General features: G+C 74.0%; 12 protein-coding genes. 5 read left to right on the forward strand and 7 right to left on the reverse strand.

Annotation, left to right across the window (positions count from 1 at the left end):
* Nucleotides 1-144: 144 nt before the first annotated feature.
* The 7 genes from ACWDYF_RS10825 to ACWDYF_RS10855 all read right to left on the reverse strand — a co-directional run bounded on the left by ACWDYF_RS10825 (nt 145) and on the right by ACWDYF_RS10855 (nt 9,290).
* Nucleotides 145-1,173: an ABC transporter ATP-binding protein gene (locus ACWDYF_RS10825; RefSeq protein WP_389467768.1), complete on the reverse strand. Its 1,029-nt coding sequence runs from the start codon at nt 1,171-1,173 to the stop codon at nt 145-147.
* Nucleotides 1,170-2,300 (reverse strand): ABC transporter ATP-binding protein, encoded by a 1,131-nt coding sequence (locus ACWDYF_RS10830; RefSeq protein ID WP_389467770.1) that lies wholly within the window; start codon nt 2,298-2,300, stop codon nt 1,170-1,172. Before ACWDYF_RS10830 ends, ACWDYF_RS10825 begins: the two co-directional genes overlap by 4 nt.
* A gap of 2 nt (nt 2,301-2,302) precedes the next feature.
* The gene (locus ACWDYF_RS10835; RefSeq protein ID WP_381736452.1) at nt 2,303-3,289 is read right to left on the reverse strand and encodes an ABC transporter permease; all 987 of its coding nucleotides are present in this window, start codon (nt 3,287-3,289) and stop codon (nt 2,303-2,305) included.
* The gene (locus ACWDYF_RS10840) at nt 3,286-4,284 is read right to left on the reverse strand and encodes an ABC transporter permease (protein WP_389467774.1); all 999 of its coding nucleotides are present in this window, start codon (nt 4,282-4,284) and stop codon (nt 3,286-3,288) included. Before ACWDYF_RS10840 ends, ACWDYF_RS10835 begins: the two co-directional genes overlap by 4 nt.
* A 14-nt stretch (nt 4,285-4,298) precedes the next feature.
* Entirely contained in the window at nt 4,299-6,056 is a 1,758-nt protein-coding gene (locus ACWDYF_RS10845; protein WP_389467775.1) for an ABC transporter substrate-binding protein, read from the reverse strand.
* A gap of 203 nt (nt 6,057-6,259) precedes the next feature.
* Nucleotides 6,260-6,964 carry a GntR family transcriptional regulator gene (locus ACWDYF_RS10850; protein WP_381736455.1) on the reverse strand — a complete coding sequence of 235 codons (705 nt, stop codon included), beginning with the start codon at nt 6,962-6,964 and terminating at the stop codon, nt 6,260-6,262.
* Nucleotides 6,965-7,124: 160 nt separating this feature from the next.
* A complete protein-coding gene (locus tag ACWDYF_RS10855) occupies nt 7,125-9,290 on the reverse strand; it encodes a WD40 repeat domain-containing serine/threonine protein kinase (RefSeq protein ID WP_389467778.1) in 2,166 nt (721 codons plus the stop codon).
* Between the two features lie 982 nt (nt 9,291-10,272).
* Between ACWDYF_RS10855 and ACWDYF_RS10860 the strand changes: the two genes are divergently transcribed.
* The 5 genes from ACWDYF_RS10860 (at nt 10,273) to ACWDYF_RS10880 (ending at nt 15,319) form a co-directional block, all read left to right on the forward strand.
* Nucleotides 10,273-11,160 carry a peptidoglycan-binding protein gene (locus tag ACWDYF_RS10860; RefSeq protein WP_389467781.1) on the forward strand — a complete coding sequence of 296 codons (888 nt, stop codon included), beginning with the start codon at nt 10,273-10,275 and terminating at the stop codon, nt 11,158-11,160.
* A complete protein-coding gene (locus tag ACWDYF_RS10865; protein ID WP_389467783.1) occupies nt 11,157-12,044 on the forward strand; it encodes a helix-turn-helix domain-containing protein in 888 nt (295 codons plus the stop codon). The genes ACWDYF_RS10860 and ACWDYF_RS10865 overlap by 4 nt, the downstream gene beginning before the upstream one ends.
* A gap of 598 nt (nt 12,045-12,642) precedes the next feature.
* Entirely contained in the window at nt 12,643-12,972 is a 330-nt protein-coding gene (locus ACWDYF_RS10870) for a hypothetical protein (protein WP_389467785.1), read from the forward strand.
* Nucleotides 12,973-12,981: 9 nt separating this feature from the next.
* Entirely contained in the window at nt 12,982-13,905 is a 924-nt protein-coding gene (locus tag ACWDYF_RS10875; RefSeq protein ID WP_389467787.1) for a helix-turn-helix domain-containing protein, read from the forward strand.
* A gap of 109 nt (nt 13,906-14,014) precedes the next feature.
* Complete coding sequence (locus ACWDYF_RS10880; RefSeq protein WP_389467918.1) at nt 14,015-15,319, forward strand: Cmx/CmrA family chloramphenicol efflux MFS transporter; 1,305 nt, start codon at nt 14,015-14,017, stop codon at nt 15,317-15,319.
* The last annotated feature ends 86 nt before the right edge of the window (nt 15,320-15,405 follow it).

Below are 15,405 nucleotides of genomic sequence, written 5' to 3' on the forward strand. Positions count from 1 at the left end.
CCTCACCGGCGGACCGCGGCAGGCCGGCCGACTGGTTCTCGCCCCCGCCCCGGCGTCCGGCGGGCCCACGGTCCCGCAGCCGTAGCGGCCGCCCGGCCGTGCTTCGGCCGGGCGGCCGGGCGCGCCGCGGGGATCAGGCGGGGATCAGTCGGACTCGGGGAAATGGCAGGCCACTTGGCGCGACGGCGGTCCCGTCAGCTCCGGTCGCTCCACCCGGCACACGTCCTGCGCCTTGTGGCAGCGCGGATGGAACGGGCAGCCCGGCGGAGGAGCGGCAGGACTGGGCGGGTCACCGCGCAGCACGATGCGCTCCCGGGCCCGCTCCGCCGCCGGGTCGGGCACGGGCACCGCGGACAGCAGCGCCGTGGTGTAGGGATGCGCGGGAGCGCCGTACACCCGCGCCCGGTCGCCGATCTCCACGATCCGCCCCAGGTACATCACCGCGACCCGGTCGCACACGCGCTTGACCACCGACAGGTCGTGAGCCACGAAGACGTAGGCCAGGCCGAGTTCGGACCGCAGCCGTTCGAACAGGTTGATGATCTGGGCCTGCACCGAGACGTCGAGGGCCGACACCGGCTCGTCGGCCACGATCAGCCGCGGCCGTGTGGCCAGCGCACGGGCGATCCCGATGCGCTGCGCCTGGCCGCCGGAGAACTCGTGCGGATAGCGGTCGAGGTGCTCGGGGAGCAGCCCGACGAGGTCCAGCAGCTCGGCGGCCCTGGCCCGTGCGCGCCCGGCCGTCTCCCCCTGCGCCAGCAGCGGGTCCGCCACCGTACGGGCCACCGTGCGCCGTGGGTTGAGCGACGAGTTCGGGTCCTGGAACACCATCTGCGCGTCCCGGCGCAGCGGTCCGAGCCGTCTTGCCGGGAGATGGCTGATGTCCTGCCCGGCGAAGGCGACGGTGCCCTCGGTGGGCTCCAGCAGCCGCACGATCATCCGGCCCGTGGTGGACTTGCCGCAGCCGGACTCGCCGACCAGCCCCAGGGTGCGCCCCGCGGCGAGGTCGAAGCCGATGCCGTCCACGGCCCGGACCGGAGGTGTCGCCCGGCCGCGACGGCGCCGGCCGGGGAAGGTCTTGACCAGGTCGCGGACCGACAGCAGCGGCACCTCGTCCGGCGCGGCCCCTGGCGTTGTCCGGTGCTCGGTCCTCATGGTGGGGGTGTCGGTCATCGGCTGTCCTCGGCGGGAAGGGGCGGGGGGACCGACAGGCCGGCGGCCGCGGCGTCGCCGGGCCCGGCGGCGGGCAGGGGCAGGTGGCAGGCGACCTGGTGAGAGGTGCCGTCGGGCGGCACCGCCCGCGGCGGCGCGGCCGGCCGGGGCCGCTCTCCGGCGCAGCGCTGTCTGTCCGCCTCCTCCGCGTCCGCGGCGCGCGGGCAGCGGGCGAGGAACGCGCAGCCCCCGGCGCGCGCGAGCAGGGACGGCGGCGAGCCGGGGATGGTGCGCAGCGGTGCGTCGTCCGGGTCGTCGAGCCGGGGCAGCGAGTCGAGCAGCCCGCGGGTGTAGGGATGCGCGGGTGCGGCGAACAGCGCGTCCACCGGGGCCTGTTCGGCCGCGCGGCCCCCGTACATCACCAGGACCTCGTGCGCCACGCGGGCGACCACGCCCAGGTCGTGGGTGATCAGCACCACGCCGAGGCCGCGCTCCTCCTGGATGCGGGCGAGCAGTTCGAGGATCTGGGCCTGCACGGTGACGTCCAACGCGGTCGTCGGCTCGTCCGCGATGAGCAGATCGGGTTCGCAGGCCAGCGCGATGGCGATCATCACCCGCTGCCGCATGCCGCCGGAGAACTGGTGCGGGTACTCCCCCGCCCGGCGTGCGGGCTCGGGGATGCCGACCTCGCCGAGCATCTCCACGGCCCGGCGCCGGGCGGCGGCCCGTCCCGCCCCGAAGTGCCGCCGGTACGCCTCGGCGATCTGTTCGCCGACGGTGTAGTACGGGTGCAGGCCCGAGAGCGGGTCCTGGAAGACCATGGCCATCCGCCTGCCGCGCAGGGCGCTGAGTTCGGCGGGCCGAAGCCCCGTCAGTTCCCGGCCGTCGAGCCGCACCGAGCCGGTGACCTCGGCGTCCTCGTGCAGTCCCAGCACGGCGAGCGAGGTGACCGACTTGCCCGATCCCGACTCGCCGACCAGTGCGAGAGTGCGGCCTCGTTCGACCGTGAAGCCGAGTCCGTCCACGGCGCGGACCGTGCCGCGCGGCGTCCGGAACGACACGCTCAGCCCGTCCACGCGCAGCAGCGGCGTCGGCGTGCCTTCGTCGGTGTCGTACGACAGCGGGCCACCGGCGGTTTCCTGGCGCATCCTCAGTACCTCACCCTCGGGTCGATGACCGCGTACAGCAGGTCGACGACGAGGTTCGCGCCGACGATGAAGAAGGCCGCCAGCAATGTGACGCCGAGGATCACGGGCTGGTCGGAGCGGCGCAGCGCGTCGTAGAAGAGCTGGCCGACCCCGGGGAGGCCGAAGATGCTCTCGGTGATGACCGCGCCGGCCAGCAGGCCGCCCAGGTCCATGCCGAAGAGGGTCAGCACGGGCGTCATCCCCGAGCGCAGGCCGTGCTTGACGATCACCGTGTGCTCCGGCAGACCCTTGGCCCGTGCGGTCCTGATATAGGCGTGGGTCATCGCCTCGATCATCGAACTCCGGCTCTGCCGGGCGTACATGGCGGCGTACAGCAGGGCCAGCGCGATCCAGGGCAGCAGCAGGTTCGACGCCCAGTGCGGCGGGTCGTCGGTGAGCGGCACGTACGACGGGTAGGGCAGGATCCCGGCGATCCGCACCACGCCCCAGATCAGCATGACGGCGGTGAAGTAGACGGGCAGCGAGGCGGTGGCGACCGCCCCCACCATCAGTCCGCGGTCCGTCAGTGTGCCCTTGCGCAGCGCCGCGGTGACGCCCGCGCCGAGCCCGATGGCCAGCCACAGCACCGCGGCGCCCGCCGCCAGCGACGCGGACACCGGCATCCGGTCGGTGAGCTGGTTCCACACCGGCAGCGAGTTCTCGTAGGAGTAGCCGAGGCACGGGAAGCCGCAGTGCAGCGCGTGCGGTCCGCTGCCCAGGTCGCGGCCGGTGAAGATGCCGGTGAGATAGTCGGTGAACTGACGCCACACCGGCTGGTCCAGGCCCATCATGTGGCGTACCAGGGCCTGGCGTTCGGGTGTGCAGGTCTTGCCGCAGGCGGCGGCGGCAGGATCGGCGGGCAGCAGGTAGAAGATGGTGAAGGTGATCGCGCACACGGCGAGGAGGACGCCCGCGGCCCCGCCCAGCCGCCGGATCAGGTACAGCGTCATGACCGGCCTGCCCGGGGGTCGAGGATGTCGCGCAGCGCATCGCCGAGGACGGTGAAGGCGAGCACGGCGAGGAAGAGGAAGACGCTGGGGATCACGAAGAACATGGGATCGGTGTCGTAGTAGGTGACGGCCTCGGAGATCAGCTGGCCCCAGGAGGAGGCAGGCGGCCGCACCCCGACGCCGAGGAAGCTGAGTGCCGCCTCGGTACTGATCATTCCGGGGACCAGCAGCGTGGTGTAGGCGATGACGGGGCCGGAGACGTTCGGCAGGATTTCCCGGGTCAGGATGCGCAGGGCGCCGGAGCCGCCGACGCGGGCCGCGTCGACGTACTCGCGGTGCCGCAGCGACAGGGTCTCCCCGCGGACCACGCGGGCGATGCCCGGCCAGCCGAAGAGCCCGATGACGGCGGTCATCAGCGCGACACGGTTGACGTCCTGGGCCACCGACATCATCGCGATCATGAAGATCAGCGAGGGGAAGGACATGGTCAGGTCCATGAGCCGGCTCAGCAGGGTGTCCACGCGTCCGCCGAAGTAGCCGGCGCTGATGCCGGCCGCGGTACCGACCACCACGACGATCGCGGTGGCGGCGAACGCGACCAGCAGCGAGACCTGGGCGCCGTAGACGGTCCGGGCGAACAGGTCGCGGCCGGTGGCGGGTTCGACGCCCAGCCAGTGGGTGCTGCCCATGCCGCCGAACGAGCCTCGGGGCATGCCGCCGAGGTAGGGGTCGATCGCGTTCTCGTCGAAGGTGTCGGGCGACCAGCCACCCAGCCGGGCCAGCAGCGGTGCGCACGCGGCGACCGCGACCAGCAGGGCCACGACGGCCAGCGCGGCGCACGCGGCCCGGTCCCGGCGCAGTTGGCGCCAGGCCCGCTGCCAGGGACCGGCGGCCTTCTCCGCCGGGGGCGGATCGCCGGGCCGTGCCCGCCCGGGGAGTTGTCTGCGGGGACGCCCGGTCAGGCGCAGCCGGGGAGCCCTCAGCGGTGTGCTCATGGTCGTGGCGCTCCTCAACCCTGGCTCTTGGAGGGGTCCTTGAGGCCGATGACCGCGAAGTCGAACTGCCCGGTCCACGCGGAGTGGCCGTAGGCACCGGCGATGTTGGTGCCGACGAGCAGCGGCTTGCGCGGCCACAACAGCGGCACCGCGGGCGACTCACGCATGATCGTCGCGTCGAGGCTCTGCCAGGCGGCGGCCGCCTCTCCGGCGTTCGCCATCGCCGAGATCTGGTCCATCCGGTGCTCGACGGCGGTGTCGCGGAACTGGCTGTAGTTGCCCTGATTGCCCTTGGCGACGATGGTGCGGCCGTCGAAGACGAACGGCAGGAAGGTGGACGCCGACGGGTAGTCGGGGCACCAGCCGCCGATGGTCATGTCCGGGGCGTGCGCGGTGTCGCCGATCGTGTCGTAGAACACCGCCGGGTCCACCGTGGTGATCTGCGTCCTCACCCCCGCTTTCGCCAGCGACGCCTGGATCGCCTCGGCGCGGTTCTTGTCGCCGGTGGAGACGGTCAGGGTGGCGCTGAACGCGGGTTTTCCCGCCTTGGCCAGCAACTCCTTGGCGCGGGCAGGGTTTCCGGTGGGCGGCACGTCGTAGACCGGGGCTGCGGCGCCTTTGGCGAGGATCGGCGGCAGATAGCGGTCGGCGGCGTCGTTCAGCGCGGGCCCGCCGTTTGCCGTGACCTGGGCCGACTTCTCGACGGCGTACTGCATGGCCGTGCGTACCGCCGGGTCGGTGAAGGGCCCGCGGGCGGTGTTGAGGTACAGCATCTCGGTGCACCCCGTGGGCTCCGCCGACAGCCGCGCCCGCAGGCCGGGCTTCGGCAGCACCTTGGCGACGCTGGCGGGGCTCATGTCCGCCCACTCCACCGCCGAGGCGTCGGCGCCGGAACTCGCGATCAGCCGGTCGTCGATCTGCCCGCCCCGCAGGCCCATCTTGACGACGATGCGGTCCGGATACGCCTTGCGCACGCTGTCGGAGGCCGGGTTCCAGTGGGTGTTGCGGACCAGCACCAGCTGTTTGCCGCGCTGGTAGCTCTGGATCCTGTAGGGGCCGGACGAGACCGGCCGCAGGTCGTAGCGGACGCCGGTCTCCTTGGACGGCGGCACCGGGGCGAAGGTCGGCAGGGTGACGGTGTACGGGAACTCGGCCACCGGCTGCCTGAGATGGAAGACGATCGTCCGGTCGTCCGGCGTGACGATGGACGACAGGTGCCTGCCGTCGAGCGGGCCGGTATAGCCGGCGCTGCCGGAGAGGTACTGGCGGGCGTAGCCGGGACCGCCGGTCAGGTCCGGCGAGAAGGACCGCTCGACGTTGTACTTGACGTCCTGTGCCCTGATCGGCGAGCCGTCCTCGTAGGTCAGGCCGGGCTTGAGGGTGAACGTCCAGGTCCGGCCGCCGTCGGCGGAGCGGCCGAGGTCGGTGGCGAGGTCCGGTACGACCGTGCCGCCGGCGGTGCCGGGCCTGGCCTGGAACGTGGTCAGCGTCCGGTACAGCAGCCGGGTGCCGAAATCCATGGCCGGCATGACCCAGTTGCGGGTGGGGTCGAGATGGGCGAAGTCCTGGTCGGACAGGACGGTCAAGGTGCCGCCGCGCTCGGGGGTTCCGCCGATGACGGTGCCCGAGGCGACGCCCGCCCCCGGGGTGCCGCCCGGTCCGCCCGCGGCCCCGTCGTCCTTGGGCCCGCAGGCCGCGACGGTCAGGAGGAGGGAGGCCGCCAGGAGGGAAGCCGGGAGGGCGGCCGGAAGGGAAGGGGTGCGCTGGGTCATGGTGTGCCACTCCGTTGTGGAGACGAGGACCTGCATCCGCGATATGGCACGTAACATAGTAATGTGAAATTGCACTGACAAGGACCCGTCACCACCGTTACCGAGCTGTGGCCCGGGGTCGCGGTGCCGACGGACGGGTGAACGCAGCCGGGTCGAGCGTCCGTCAGATCGCTTGTCCGGGCCGCCCGTCAGCCCGGAGGGCGTCAGCCCGCGCCGCGGTCGAGCGCGGCGGACGTGGCCGGATCCGAGGAATCGGCCCACAGGGAACGGACGTTGCCGAGGTGGCGCCGCATGCACGCCTGCGCGCCCTCGATGTCGCCGGACAGCATCAGATCGAGCAGTTCGAGGTGCTCCTCGGCGGACTCCACCAGACGGCCGCCCGCGTCCAGCGCGGTGAGCCCGTACAGCCGGGAGCGCTTGCGGAGATCGCCCACCACGTGGACCAGGTGCGCGTTGCCCGCGAGGCCCAGCAGGCCGAGGTGGAAGCGGCGGTCGGCCTCCAGATACGCGATCAGGTCGTGCCGCCGGGCGCCCTGGACGATCTCCTCGGCGAGCGGGCGCAGCGCCTCCAACTGCTCGGCGACGGCGACGGCCGTGACGCGTCCGATCGTGGGGACCTCGATCAGCTCGCGGATCTCGGTGTACTCGTCCAGCTCCCGCTCGGTGACCTCGGTGATCCGGAAACCCTTGTTCCGTACCGCCTCGACCAGGCCCTCCCTGGCCAGATCGAGCATGGCCTCGCGTACCGGGGTGGCCGACACACCGAGGTCGGCGGCCAGGGTGGGCGCGGAGTAGACGGCGCCGGGCCGCAACTCGCCCGCGATGAGGGCGGCACGCAAGGCGTTGGCCACCTGGTCGCGCAGGTGCTCCTGCACGGGAATGACACTGCGGGACGAGAGATGGCCCATGATCGATCCTCCAGACACACGTACCACCAGCGTACAATGTCACGTTGCCCGGAGAGCCGGCCTTCCGTCCTGCCGTCGTACGCCCCGCCCGTGGCACGCTGATGACGCGTCACCCGGCCGGGTTCCTCGGCGACGCGGTGGCGCCGAAGGGCGGACCCGGTCAGGACGCCGGGATCTTCCACAGGTACACGACACCGTCGGAGCTCGTCGTCGCGACCTGTGTGCCGTCGGGGCCGAACGCCAGGGTCCGGACGTTCCAGTGGTTGCCGACCAGCCGGTACGTCAGTTTGTTCTCGGCCGTGTCCCAGAGCCGGACCACCTGGCCGTCGAACACGGCGAGGGTGGAGCCGCGAGGGCTGTACTCCACGCACTGGACCGGCACACCGGTCGTCTCGTCGACGCTGCCCGCGGCACGGCCGTCGGCGGCGTTCCACAGCTCGACCCGCCGGTTCTCGGCGGCGGTGGCGATGGTCCTGCCGTCGGCGCTGTACGAGACGCCGTAGACCTCCTCGGCGCGGACCAGCTCCTTGCGCGCCTTGTGCCGGTCCACGTCCCAGAGCCGCACGCTCCACGCGGAACCGGAGTTCCGGTCGCGGGAGTGGCCCACGGTGGCCAGCGTCCTGCCGTCCCGGCTGAACGCCACCTGCCGCGCCCACATGTCGTCGTCGAGCACCGCGACGGATGTGCCCAGATCCGAGCCGGTGCCCGCGCGCCAGAGCTGCGCGCCGCCCTCGCTCGCGGTGGCCAGGAGCCGGCTGTCGGGACTGAACGCCACACTGTCGATGGAGTCGGAGTCCTCGTCGGTCGTGGTGATGGCGGCGACCTGCCGCCGCCGGGCGACGTCCCACAGCGTGACGACGTTCCTCGCCGTTCCGGCGGCGAGCAGCCGGCCGTCGGGGCTGAAGGCGACCGTGGTCACGGCCACCGGGGTGGCGCCGGGCGCCGTCCGCGGGACGAACCGGGCGCGCACCTTGCGCCCGGCCACGTCCCAGAGCCGCACCGTGCCGTCCCCGGCGCCTGTCGCGAGGGTGGCGCCGTCGGGGCTGAACGCCACGCCTTCCGGCCCCTTGCCCCGGGGGTAGCCTCCCAGCGTGGCGGCCGGTTGCACCTCGGTGGGCGTGTGGCGGCCGGAGGAGCTTCCGGGCAGCAGCACCGCGACCAGGATGCCGACCACGGCCAGTACTCCGATGCCGCCCAGCAGCGCGGGCACGGACATCGCCGGTGTGTGCGCGAGCGGTGCGGGTTGCGCCGGACCGGGCCCGGTGGCGGCGTCCGGCGTCGGCGCCGGACTCCCCTGCCCCGCACCGGGCTCCGGCGCCTGGGGCGCCGCGGGCGCGGTGGCGGCGCTGTGGAGGTCCGGGGCGGTGGCGGCGCTGTGGAGGTCCGGCGCGGGGTCGACGGCGGTCCGCTGCGGCGGTACGGCGGGGTCCGGCCGGGCGGGAGCGCCGGTGCCGTCGGTACGGCACAGGCGGATGACCTCGGCGAGGCCCGGCCGTTGCGCGGGGTCCTTCGCCAGGCAGCGGGCGGCCACGGTCCGGACGGGCTCGGGGCAGCCGTCGAGGTCCGGCGCCTGTTCGAGGATGCGGTACAGCACGCTGTGCCCGGTGCCGCCGAACGCGGGCCGCGCGGTGGCGGCGTACGCGGCGATGGCTCCGAGCGCGAAGACGTCGACGGCGGCGGTGAGGCTCTCGCCCCTGATGTACTCGGGCGCCATGTAGCCGGGCGTGCCGGCCAGCATGCCCGTACTCGTCACCGAGGTGACGTCCGCGGCGCGCGCGATCCCGAAGTCGATGACCTTGGGACCGTCGGCGCTGAGAAGGATGTTGGAGGGCTTCAGATCGCGGTGGATCACCCCGGCCGCGTGGATGGACTGGAGCGCCTCGGCCACCTGCGCGGTCAGCGCCAGCACCGCGGTGGCCGCCAGCGGTCCGCGCGCGGCCACCGCGTCGTGCAGGGCCGGACCGGGGACGTACGCCGTGGCCAGCCACGGTTCGTCGGTGGCCAGATCCGCGTCGACGACCGGCACGGTGTAGAGGCCCTGCACCCGCCGGGCCGCGGACACCTCCTGCTCGAACCGCTTGCGGAACGACGCGTCGGCCGCGTACTCGCGGTGCACGACCTTGACCGCCACCGCACTGCCGGCCGGGGTGCGCGCCAGGTAGACCCGGCCCATGCCGCCCGAACCGAGCAGGCCCTCCAGCCGGTACGGGCCGGCGGTGACCGGATCGCCGGATCCCAGCGGGCGCACCGGTGGTGGCTCGACCGGCCACCCCGGGGCACCGGCCGGGTGCGGAACCGCGTGCGGGCCGTGGTCCGGTTGGGACATGCCGACTGTCACCCCTAGCTGGTCGTGCCTGCGCCACGCGGGCAACTGGCTGCCTCCGGCGAGGACACGGCACCACGCACCCTCACCGCACCGAACCCAGCGCTCCGCCGAGGCGCGCGCTCGTCCGGGCGTCAGCGTAATGGAGCCCTGGCCGGGGCGTCTGTCCCTGTCCTGTCACAAGCGGGGGCCCAGTCCTGTGACGGGAGGGGGCCCGGCGGCGGCGCCGCGCTACGCCCACAACTGGCGCCGCCGGCACGCGAGGCGACCCGGCTACCCCCGCCCCGCCCCGCCCCAGGGCACCTTCGCCGCGTGACAGTTCGGTCGGCTGGCCGCTGCTGTGACCACCCGGCGGGCCGTGGCCGCACCGCGACGGCCCGCACGTCCTGGGCGGGGCGAACCCGCGTCGTCCGTACGCCGGTCCGGTGGCGTCACTGCCGCCGGACCGGCGGAGCTGGACGCGGAGTTGCGGGAGCGGATCGGGTGCTGGGCTCGGCCCAGCGCCGAGCGGCTCCGCCCCGATCTGGCGATCTGGCGGACACCGCCGGGTGGGGCCGGGGCCCAGGGGGCAGAACCTCCGCGGGCCGACTCTGCGGCCTGCGGCCCTGCGGGCCGTTTCCTGTCACGGTCGTGGGACCCTGCCCGGCCCGCAGGCGGGTGGTGGGCCATGGCCGAAGAGATCACACACGCCGGTGACGCCGACAAGGTCGGCAGCCTGCTGGCGGGCGACGTCGCCACGGCTGGGCTTCCGGCCTCTCTCACGCCTTGTCATGAAAGGGAGTTGAGCCCCTGTCGGCCGAGAACCGGCCGTGTGCAATTCCGTCCGGAACGGAGATCCGTGAGTCGGCGGGCCGTGCCTCCCCGGGGCCTGGCCGAAACGGCGCGCCGCCGCCGGTCGGCGGGAACCGCGGCCCCGCGCCGCGTGGTGATAGGTGGCGGCGTGAAGATGACGGCCCCAGGGGCCCTGACACGTACGGAGTGAGGCATGCCGAGGTGGACGGAGCTGCCGGACTCGCTGGAGCAGAAGGTGCGGCAACTCGTCGTGCAGATGCGCAGATTGAAGGATCACAGCGGGCTGAGCCTCGCCTCGCTCGCGGCCAAGACCGACTACAGCCGCTCGTCCTGGGAGCGGTACCTCAACGGCAAGGTGCTGGCCCCCCGCCGGGCGGTGGAGCAACTGGCCCGGGTCACGGGGGCGGAGCCCACCCGGCTGCTGGTCCTGCACGAGCTGGCGGAACAGGCGTGGCAGCACCGGGACGAACCGTCGCCGTCGACGGTACCGCCGCCGGTGCCTTCGTCGTCGGTGCCTTCGTCGTCGGCCGTGGCGGGGGACGCCCGGACCGTCCCGCCGTCCTCGCCCGCTCCCCCGTCGGCTTCCGCTGCCCGGCGCGAGCCGCGGCGGAGCTTCTCCGGCCGTGCCCTGCTCGCCGCCGCCGTGGCCGCCGCGCTCGCCGGGCTGGCCGCGGGTCTGCTGGTCAGCGGGGTCCGGGACGAGAACGAGGACGCCACGGCGCGTACGACGCCCGACGCGCCCTCGTCCCGGTCGGCCTCCGCCGCGCCGGGCACCGCCACGCACGGCAGGTACGTCTTCAGACCCGGCACCTCCTACCCGTGCAAGGTGCACCGGACCGGCACCGCCGACGGCGCGCTGTCCGCCGGATACAGCACGACCCGTACCGCCGTCCTCGCCGGACCCGGCTGGGACGTGGTGGAAGCGCAGTGCCTGCTCGCCTACCGCAAGCTGGAGCCCGGTGCCGTCGACGGCGTCTACGGGCAGCAGACGATCGCCGCGGTGATGCGGCTGCAAAACCGGTCCGGACTCCCGGCGGACGGCGTCGTGGGCCCGCACACCTGGGGGGCACTGCGCCGATGACCGGCCCCGCCCCTGAGTGCGCCGCCCTGGCCGAGGGGCTGCGCGCGGTCCGGGCCCGGACGGGCCTGAGCCTGACGGCGCTGGCCGGGCGCACCGCGTACAGCAGATCGTCGTGGCAGCGGTATCTCAACGGCCGGCTCCCCGTCCCCCGGCAGGCCGTCGAGGCGCTCTGCGCGATGGCGGGCGAGCCGCCCGGACGGCTGCTCGCGCTGTGGGAGCTCGCCGACGCCGAGTGGAGCGGCCGCGCCCGCTCGGCCCAGGCCACCGCCTCGTACGGCCCGGTCGTGCCCGGCCCGGACCCGCGCGGCCCGGACCCGCGCGGCCCGGACGTGCGTCCCGCCCCGCCCGCGTCCGCCGCCCGCGAGCCTGCGCCGCCGTCCACCGTCCGCCCCCGGCGACCGCGCCGCCGCCCGCTGCTCATCGCCGCCGCGAGCGCGGCCGTCGTGGCTGCGGCGCTGACGGCGGCCCTGTCGGCACCGACACCCGGTCCCGGCCGTACGGCGCTTCGGTCCCCGCCCCTGGATCCGGCCCCTGGCTGCCACGGGACGGCCTGCGCGGGAAAGGACCCCGTGCTCATGGCGTGCGGACTGCCGGGGCGCGCCGATGCGTTGGGGGCGCCGCACCGCACCGGCACCGGCGCGAGCGTGGAGATCCGCTACAGCCAGGTGTGCGCCGCCGCCTGGGGCCGCATCTGGCACTCCCACGTCGGGGACAGCGTGGAGATCTCGGCCCCCGGCACACCATCGCGCCGTGTCGTCGTCACCGGCGAAGCGGACACGAGGGCCTACCGGTTCACGCCGATGCTCGGCGATCCGGACCAGAACCAGGTGCGCCTGTGCTTCGTTCCCCCTCATGGCACGGCGCAGGAGTGCTTCCGCCCCTGAGCCTGAACCTGAGACTCGAACTTGAACTTGAACCTGGGCCGTACCCACTCGCCGCGAGGTACCGGTATCGCGGGGTGTCACTGGGTATCGCGGGGTGTCGGCCCCGAGCCGGCACCGGGTTCGGTGCCGGCCGGGTGGGTCGGCGGGCGCGGGCCAACGCGCCTGCCGGAGAGTCCTGAAACGGGTTCGGGCTTGCGACCAGGAGCCGTCAGGAGCACACCGGCGGCTCGGCCGTCGGTGTTGTGCTGGGACCAGCGTCTTTCTGATGGGGGCCGGGCCGCAAGTCGGCTGGAACGAACGGTGAGCCGCCGCGGTCGCGGAGCGCGCGGACGAGGCCGCCGTCAGCCGGGCGGGCGCGGGTCCGCGGGGCGGCGGATTTCACGGTGGAGTGGGGAACATCCGCGGGGCCGGGAAGCCGCACAACAGACAAACAGCCCGCCGGGGCGGTGCGGCGGGATCCGCGAGCGTGGAAGGCTGTGTGCCACGCAGCCCGCTGCACGGCAGGGCCAACTGCCATGCGGGCCGCGTCACTTTGCGACCAGAGCCCGGGTCCCGGCACATCGTCGGCGGCCCCTGTCAGGACGGATTCCCGCGCACCATGAGCCATGCTTCCCTCCCCCGCCCGACCGGCCCCGCCCCGGCCTGCGCCTGTCCTTCCGCCGACGCGCCGCCGCCGACGACGGCCCACGGCGGCGAACGGGACGGCACCGCCGGGCGGTTCGGGCCCACCCACGCGCTGATCCTGCTGATCACCTTCCTGGGCCTGGGCTGCGGACTGATCCTCTCCGGTATCGAGCTGCGGACCGTCTTCGCGCTGCTGGGCGGCTGCGGGACGATCGGCGCGGCCACGCTCACCGCCGCCGGTGGCGGCCGCCGTCTGATGACGGTCCTCGTCGAGACCGCCGTGCGCTCCGGCGCGGGCAAGTAGGGGCCGGACATGACCCGTTGCCCCGCCGACGGCACCACGCGGCGCCCCTTCGCCGACCTCGCCCAGCATCTGATCGCGCTGCGCCGGGCGGCCCGGCTGCCCCAGCGCGGCCTGGCCGAAGCCGCCAACGTCTCCCGTGGCGCCGTCCAGCGCGCGGAGTCCGGTACCGCCCGGCCCACGACGGCCGTCCTCGACGCCTATCTGCGCGCCTGCGGAGCCGGTGAGGACGCGCGGAAGCGGGCCCGGCTCCTGCTCGTCCGCGGCCGCACCGCACAGCGCGGCAGGCTCCACGAACTCAGGGCGCCCGCGCCCGACTTCATCAGCAGCAAGCGCGAGCTCGGCCTTGCCCTGGCCCTGGCCTACGAACGCGCCGGTGCCCCCTCCCTCACGGACGCCCGTCTCACTCCCGGCCGCAAGCCGCTGCCGCGCACCACCGCGTGGCGGATCGTGAACCGCAAGGGCCTGCCGGCCGACCACGAGCAGCTGATCACGTTCCTGACCGCCTGCGGTGTCCGCCACCCGGCCGCACAGCGTCCGTACCTCGACGCCTACAGCCACGTCATCGCCCAGCACGGCACGCGCCGCCCCCCGCCGCGCGCCCCGCGCACGCGGCTGATCCGCCGTGTCCACCCGGTGCCCCTCGCCCTCGGCGGAACGGACACCGACGCCCGCTACGACGTCGAACGGCTCGCCGCGGGCATCAGACCGGTCGTCGAAGCCATCGCCGCGGACCCCGGCGTCCGCAACGCTCCCACCGCCATGGCCGCGGGCGTCCAGGCTTTCGCGGACGCCCTCACCGCCCTGTCCCGGTCGGTCGGCCGGGAGGCACACCGCAACGGCACCACCCCACCCGGCTGGATCACCACCGCCGGCCACGGCTCATCGGCGCACCGGACGGAGGTGATCCGACCGGTGCACGAAAGTGCCGGCTGATCGCGGTCGCCGACCGGGGTCCGCGTGGGAAGCGACGGGAATGCCGGGAGCGAGAGCGTCGTTACTGCTTGTCATGCACGTTTCCTCCGCACGGCCCCCGGCTGCCCGTATGCCGCTCGCCGTCTACATCCTCGGTCTGTCCGTGTTCGCGCTCGGCACGAGCGAGTTCATGCTGTCCGGGCTGCTGCCGCCCATCGCCGAGGACATGGACGTGTCCATTCCGCAGGCCGGTCTGCTGATATCGGCGTTCGCGATCGGCATGGTGGTCGGTGCGCCGCTGCTCGCCGCCGCGACGCTGCGGCTGCCGCGCAAGACCACGCTGGTCGCCCTGATCTCGGTGTTCGGCCTCGGCCAGGTCGCGGGCGCGCTGGCGCCGACGTACGACATCCTGTTCGTGTCACGGGTGGTGAGCGCCCTCGCCTGTGCCGGTTTCTGGGCGGTCGGCGCGGCCGTGGCCATCGCGATGGTGCCGGTGACGTCGCGGGCCCGCGCGATGGCGGTGATGATCGGCGGTCTGTCGATCGCCAACGTCCTGGGGGTGCCGGCCGGGGCCTTCCTCGGTGAGCACCTGGGGTGGCGGTCGGCGTTCTGGGCGGTGGCCCTGGCGTCCGTGATCGCGCTGGCCGGTGTGCTGACCCGGATCCCGCGCATCCCGCTGCCCGAGCGTCACTCGGCGCTGAGGGGCGAGCTGGCGATCTACCGGGACCGGCAGGTGTGGCTCTCCATCGGTGTGACCGCGCTGGCGGCGGGCGGCGTGTTCTGCGCCTTCTCCTACCTCGCGCCGCTGCTCACCGATGTGGCCGGGCTGGCGGACGGCTGGGTGCCGACGGTGCTGGCGCTCTTCGGCGTCGGGGCGCTGGTCGGTACGACGGTGGGCGGCCGGGTCGCCGACGCCCACCTGTTCGGTGTGCTGCTCTCCGGGATCGTCACCTCCACCGTGCTGCTGGTCGCCCTCGCGCTGTTCGCGTCCAGCCCGGTGGCCGCGGTGGTCCTGTCGTTCCTGCTGGGCTTCTCGGCGTTCTACACGGCCCCGGCGCTGAACGCGCGCATGTTCAACGTGGCGGGCGCCGCTCCCACGCTCGCGGGCGCGACGACGACGGCCGCCTTCAACCTCGGCAACACCGGCGGTCCCTGGCTCGGCGGCTCGGTGATCGACGCCGGTTTCGGCTTCGCCTCCACCGCCTGGGCGGGCGCGGCCATGACCGCGGTGGCGATCGCCCTGGTGACCGTCTCGCTGCGGCTGCACAGCCGGTCCCGCGTCGTACGGACCTCCGCACCGCGGGAAGACGGCCGGGCGCCGCTGCTCACGTCCGACGTGACGGACACGCCGTCGGACCAGGGCGTCCCGGCGGCCTGCGCGACGGCCTCCGGCCACGACGGCGACGGCGACCGGCCGGTGCTCAGCCACGACTGACCAGGTCCGGCCCACGCCCATGCCGACGCCGACGCCCACACCCCGGACCGCGACCTGCACGGGCGCGGCACGGCCGGGTTCCGCGG

The sequence above is a fragment of the Streptomyces sp. NPDC003284 genome (assembly GCF_053589675.1).

Bases quoted from the DNA above. Each gene is read 5' to 3' on its own strand.
- ACWDYF_RS10825 (WP_389467768.1), bottom strand. From the start codon at position 1,173: ATGACCGACACCCCCACCATGAGGACCGAGCACCGGACAACGCCAGGG.
- ACWDYF_RS10830 (WP_389467770.1), bottom strand. From the start codon at position 2,300: ATGCGCCAGGAAACCGCCGGTGGCCCGCTGTCGTACGACACCGACGAA.
- ACWDYF_RS10835 (WP_381736452.1), bottom strand. From the start codon at position 3,289: ATGACGCTGTACCTGATCCGGCGGCTGGGCGGGGCCGCGGGCGTCCTC.
- ACWDYF_RS10840 (WP_389467774.1), bottom strand. From the start codon at position 4,284: ATGAGCACACCGCTGAGGGCTCCCCGGCTGCGCCTGACCGGGCGTCCC.
- ACWDYF_RS10845 (WP_389467775.1), bottom strand. From the start codon at position 6,056: ATGACCCAGCGCACCCCTTCCCTTCCGGCCGCCCTCCCGGCTTCCCTC.
- ACWDYF_RS10850 (WP_381736455.1), bottom strand. From the start codon at position 6,964: ATGGGCCATCTCTCGTCCCGCAGTGTCATTCCCGTGCAGGAGCACCTG.
- ACWDYF_RS10855 (WP_389467778.1), bottom strand. From the start codon at position 9,290: ATGTCCCAACCGGACCACGGCCCGCACGCGGTTCCGCACCCGGCCGGT.
- ACWDYF_RS10860 (WP_389467781.1), top strand. From the start codon at position 10,273: ATGCCGAGGTGGACGGAGCTGCCGGACTCGCTGGAGCAGAAGGTGCGG.
- ACWDYF_RS10865 (WP_389467783.1), top strand. From the start codon at position 11,157: ATGACCGGCCCCGCCCCTGAGTGCGCCGCCCTGGCCGAGGGGCTGCGC.
- ACWDYF_RS10870 (WP_389467785.1), top strand. From the start codon at position 12,643: ATGAGCCATGCTTCCCTCCCCCGCCCGACCGGCCCCGCCCCGGCCTGC.
- ACWDYF_RS10875 (WP_389467787.1), top strand. From the start codon at position 12,982: ATGACCCGTTGCCCCGCCGACGGCACCACGCGGCGCCCCTTCGCCGAC.
- ACWDYF_RS10880 (WP_389467918.1), top strand. From the start codon at position 14,015: ATGCCGCTCGCCGTCTACATCCTCGGTCTGTCCGTGTTCGCGCTCGGC.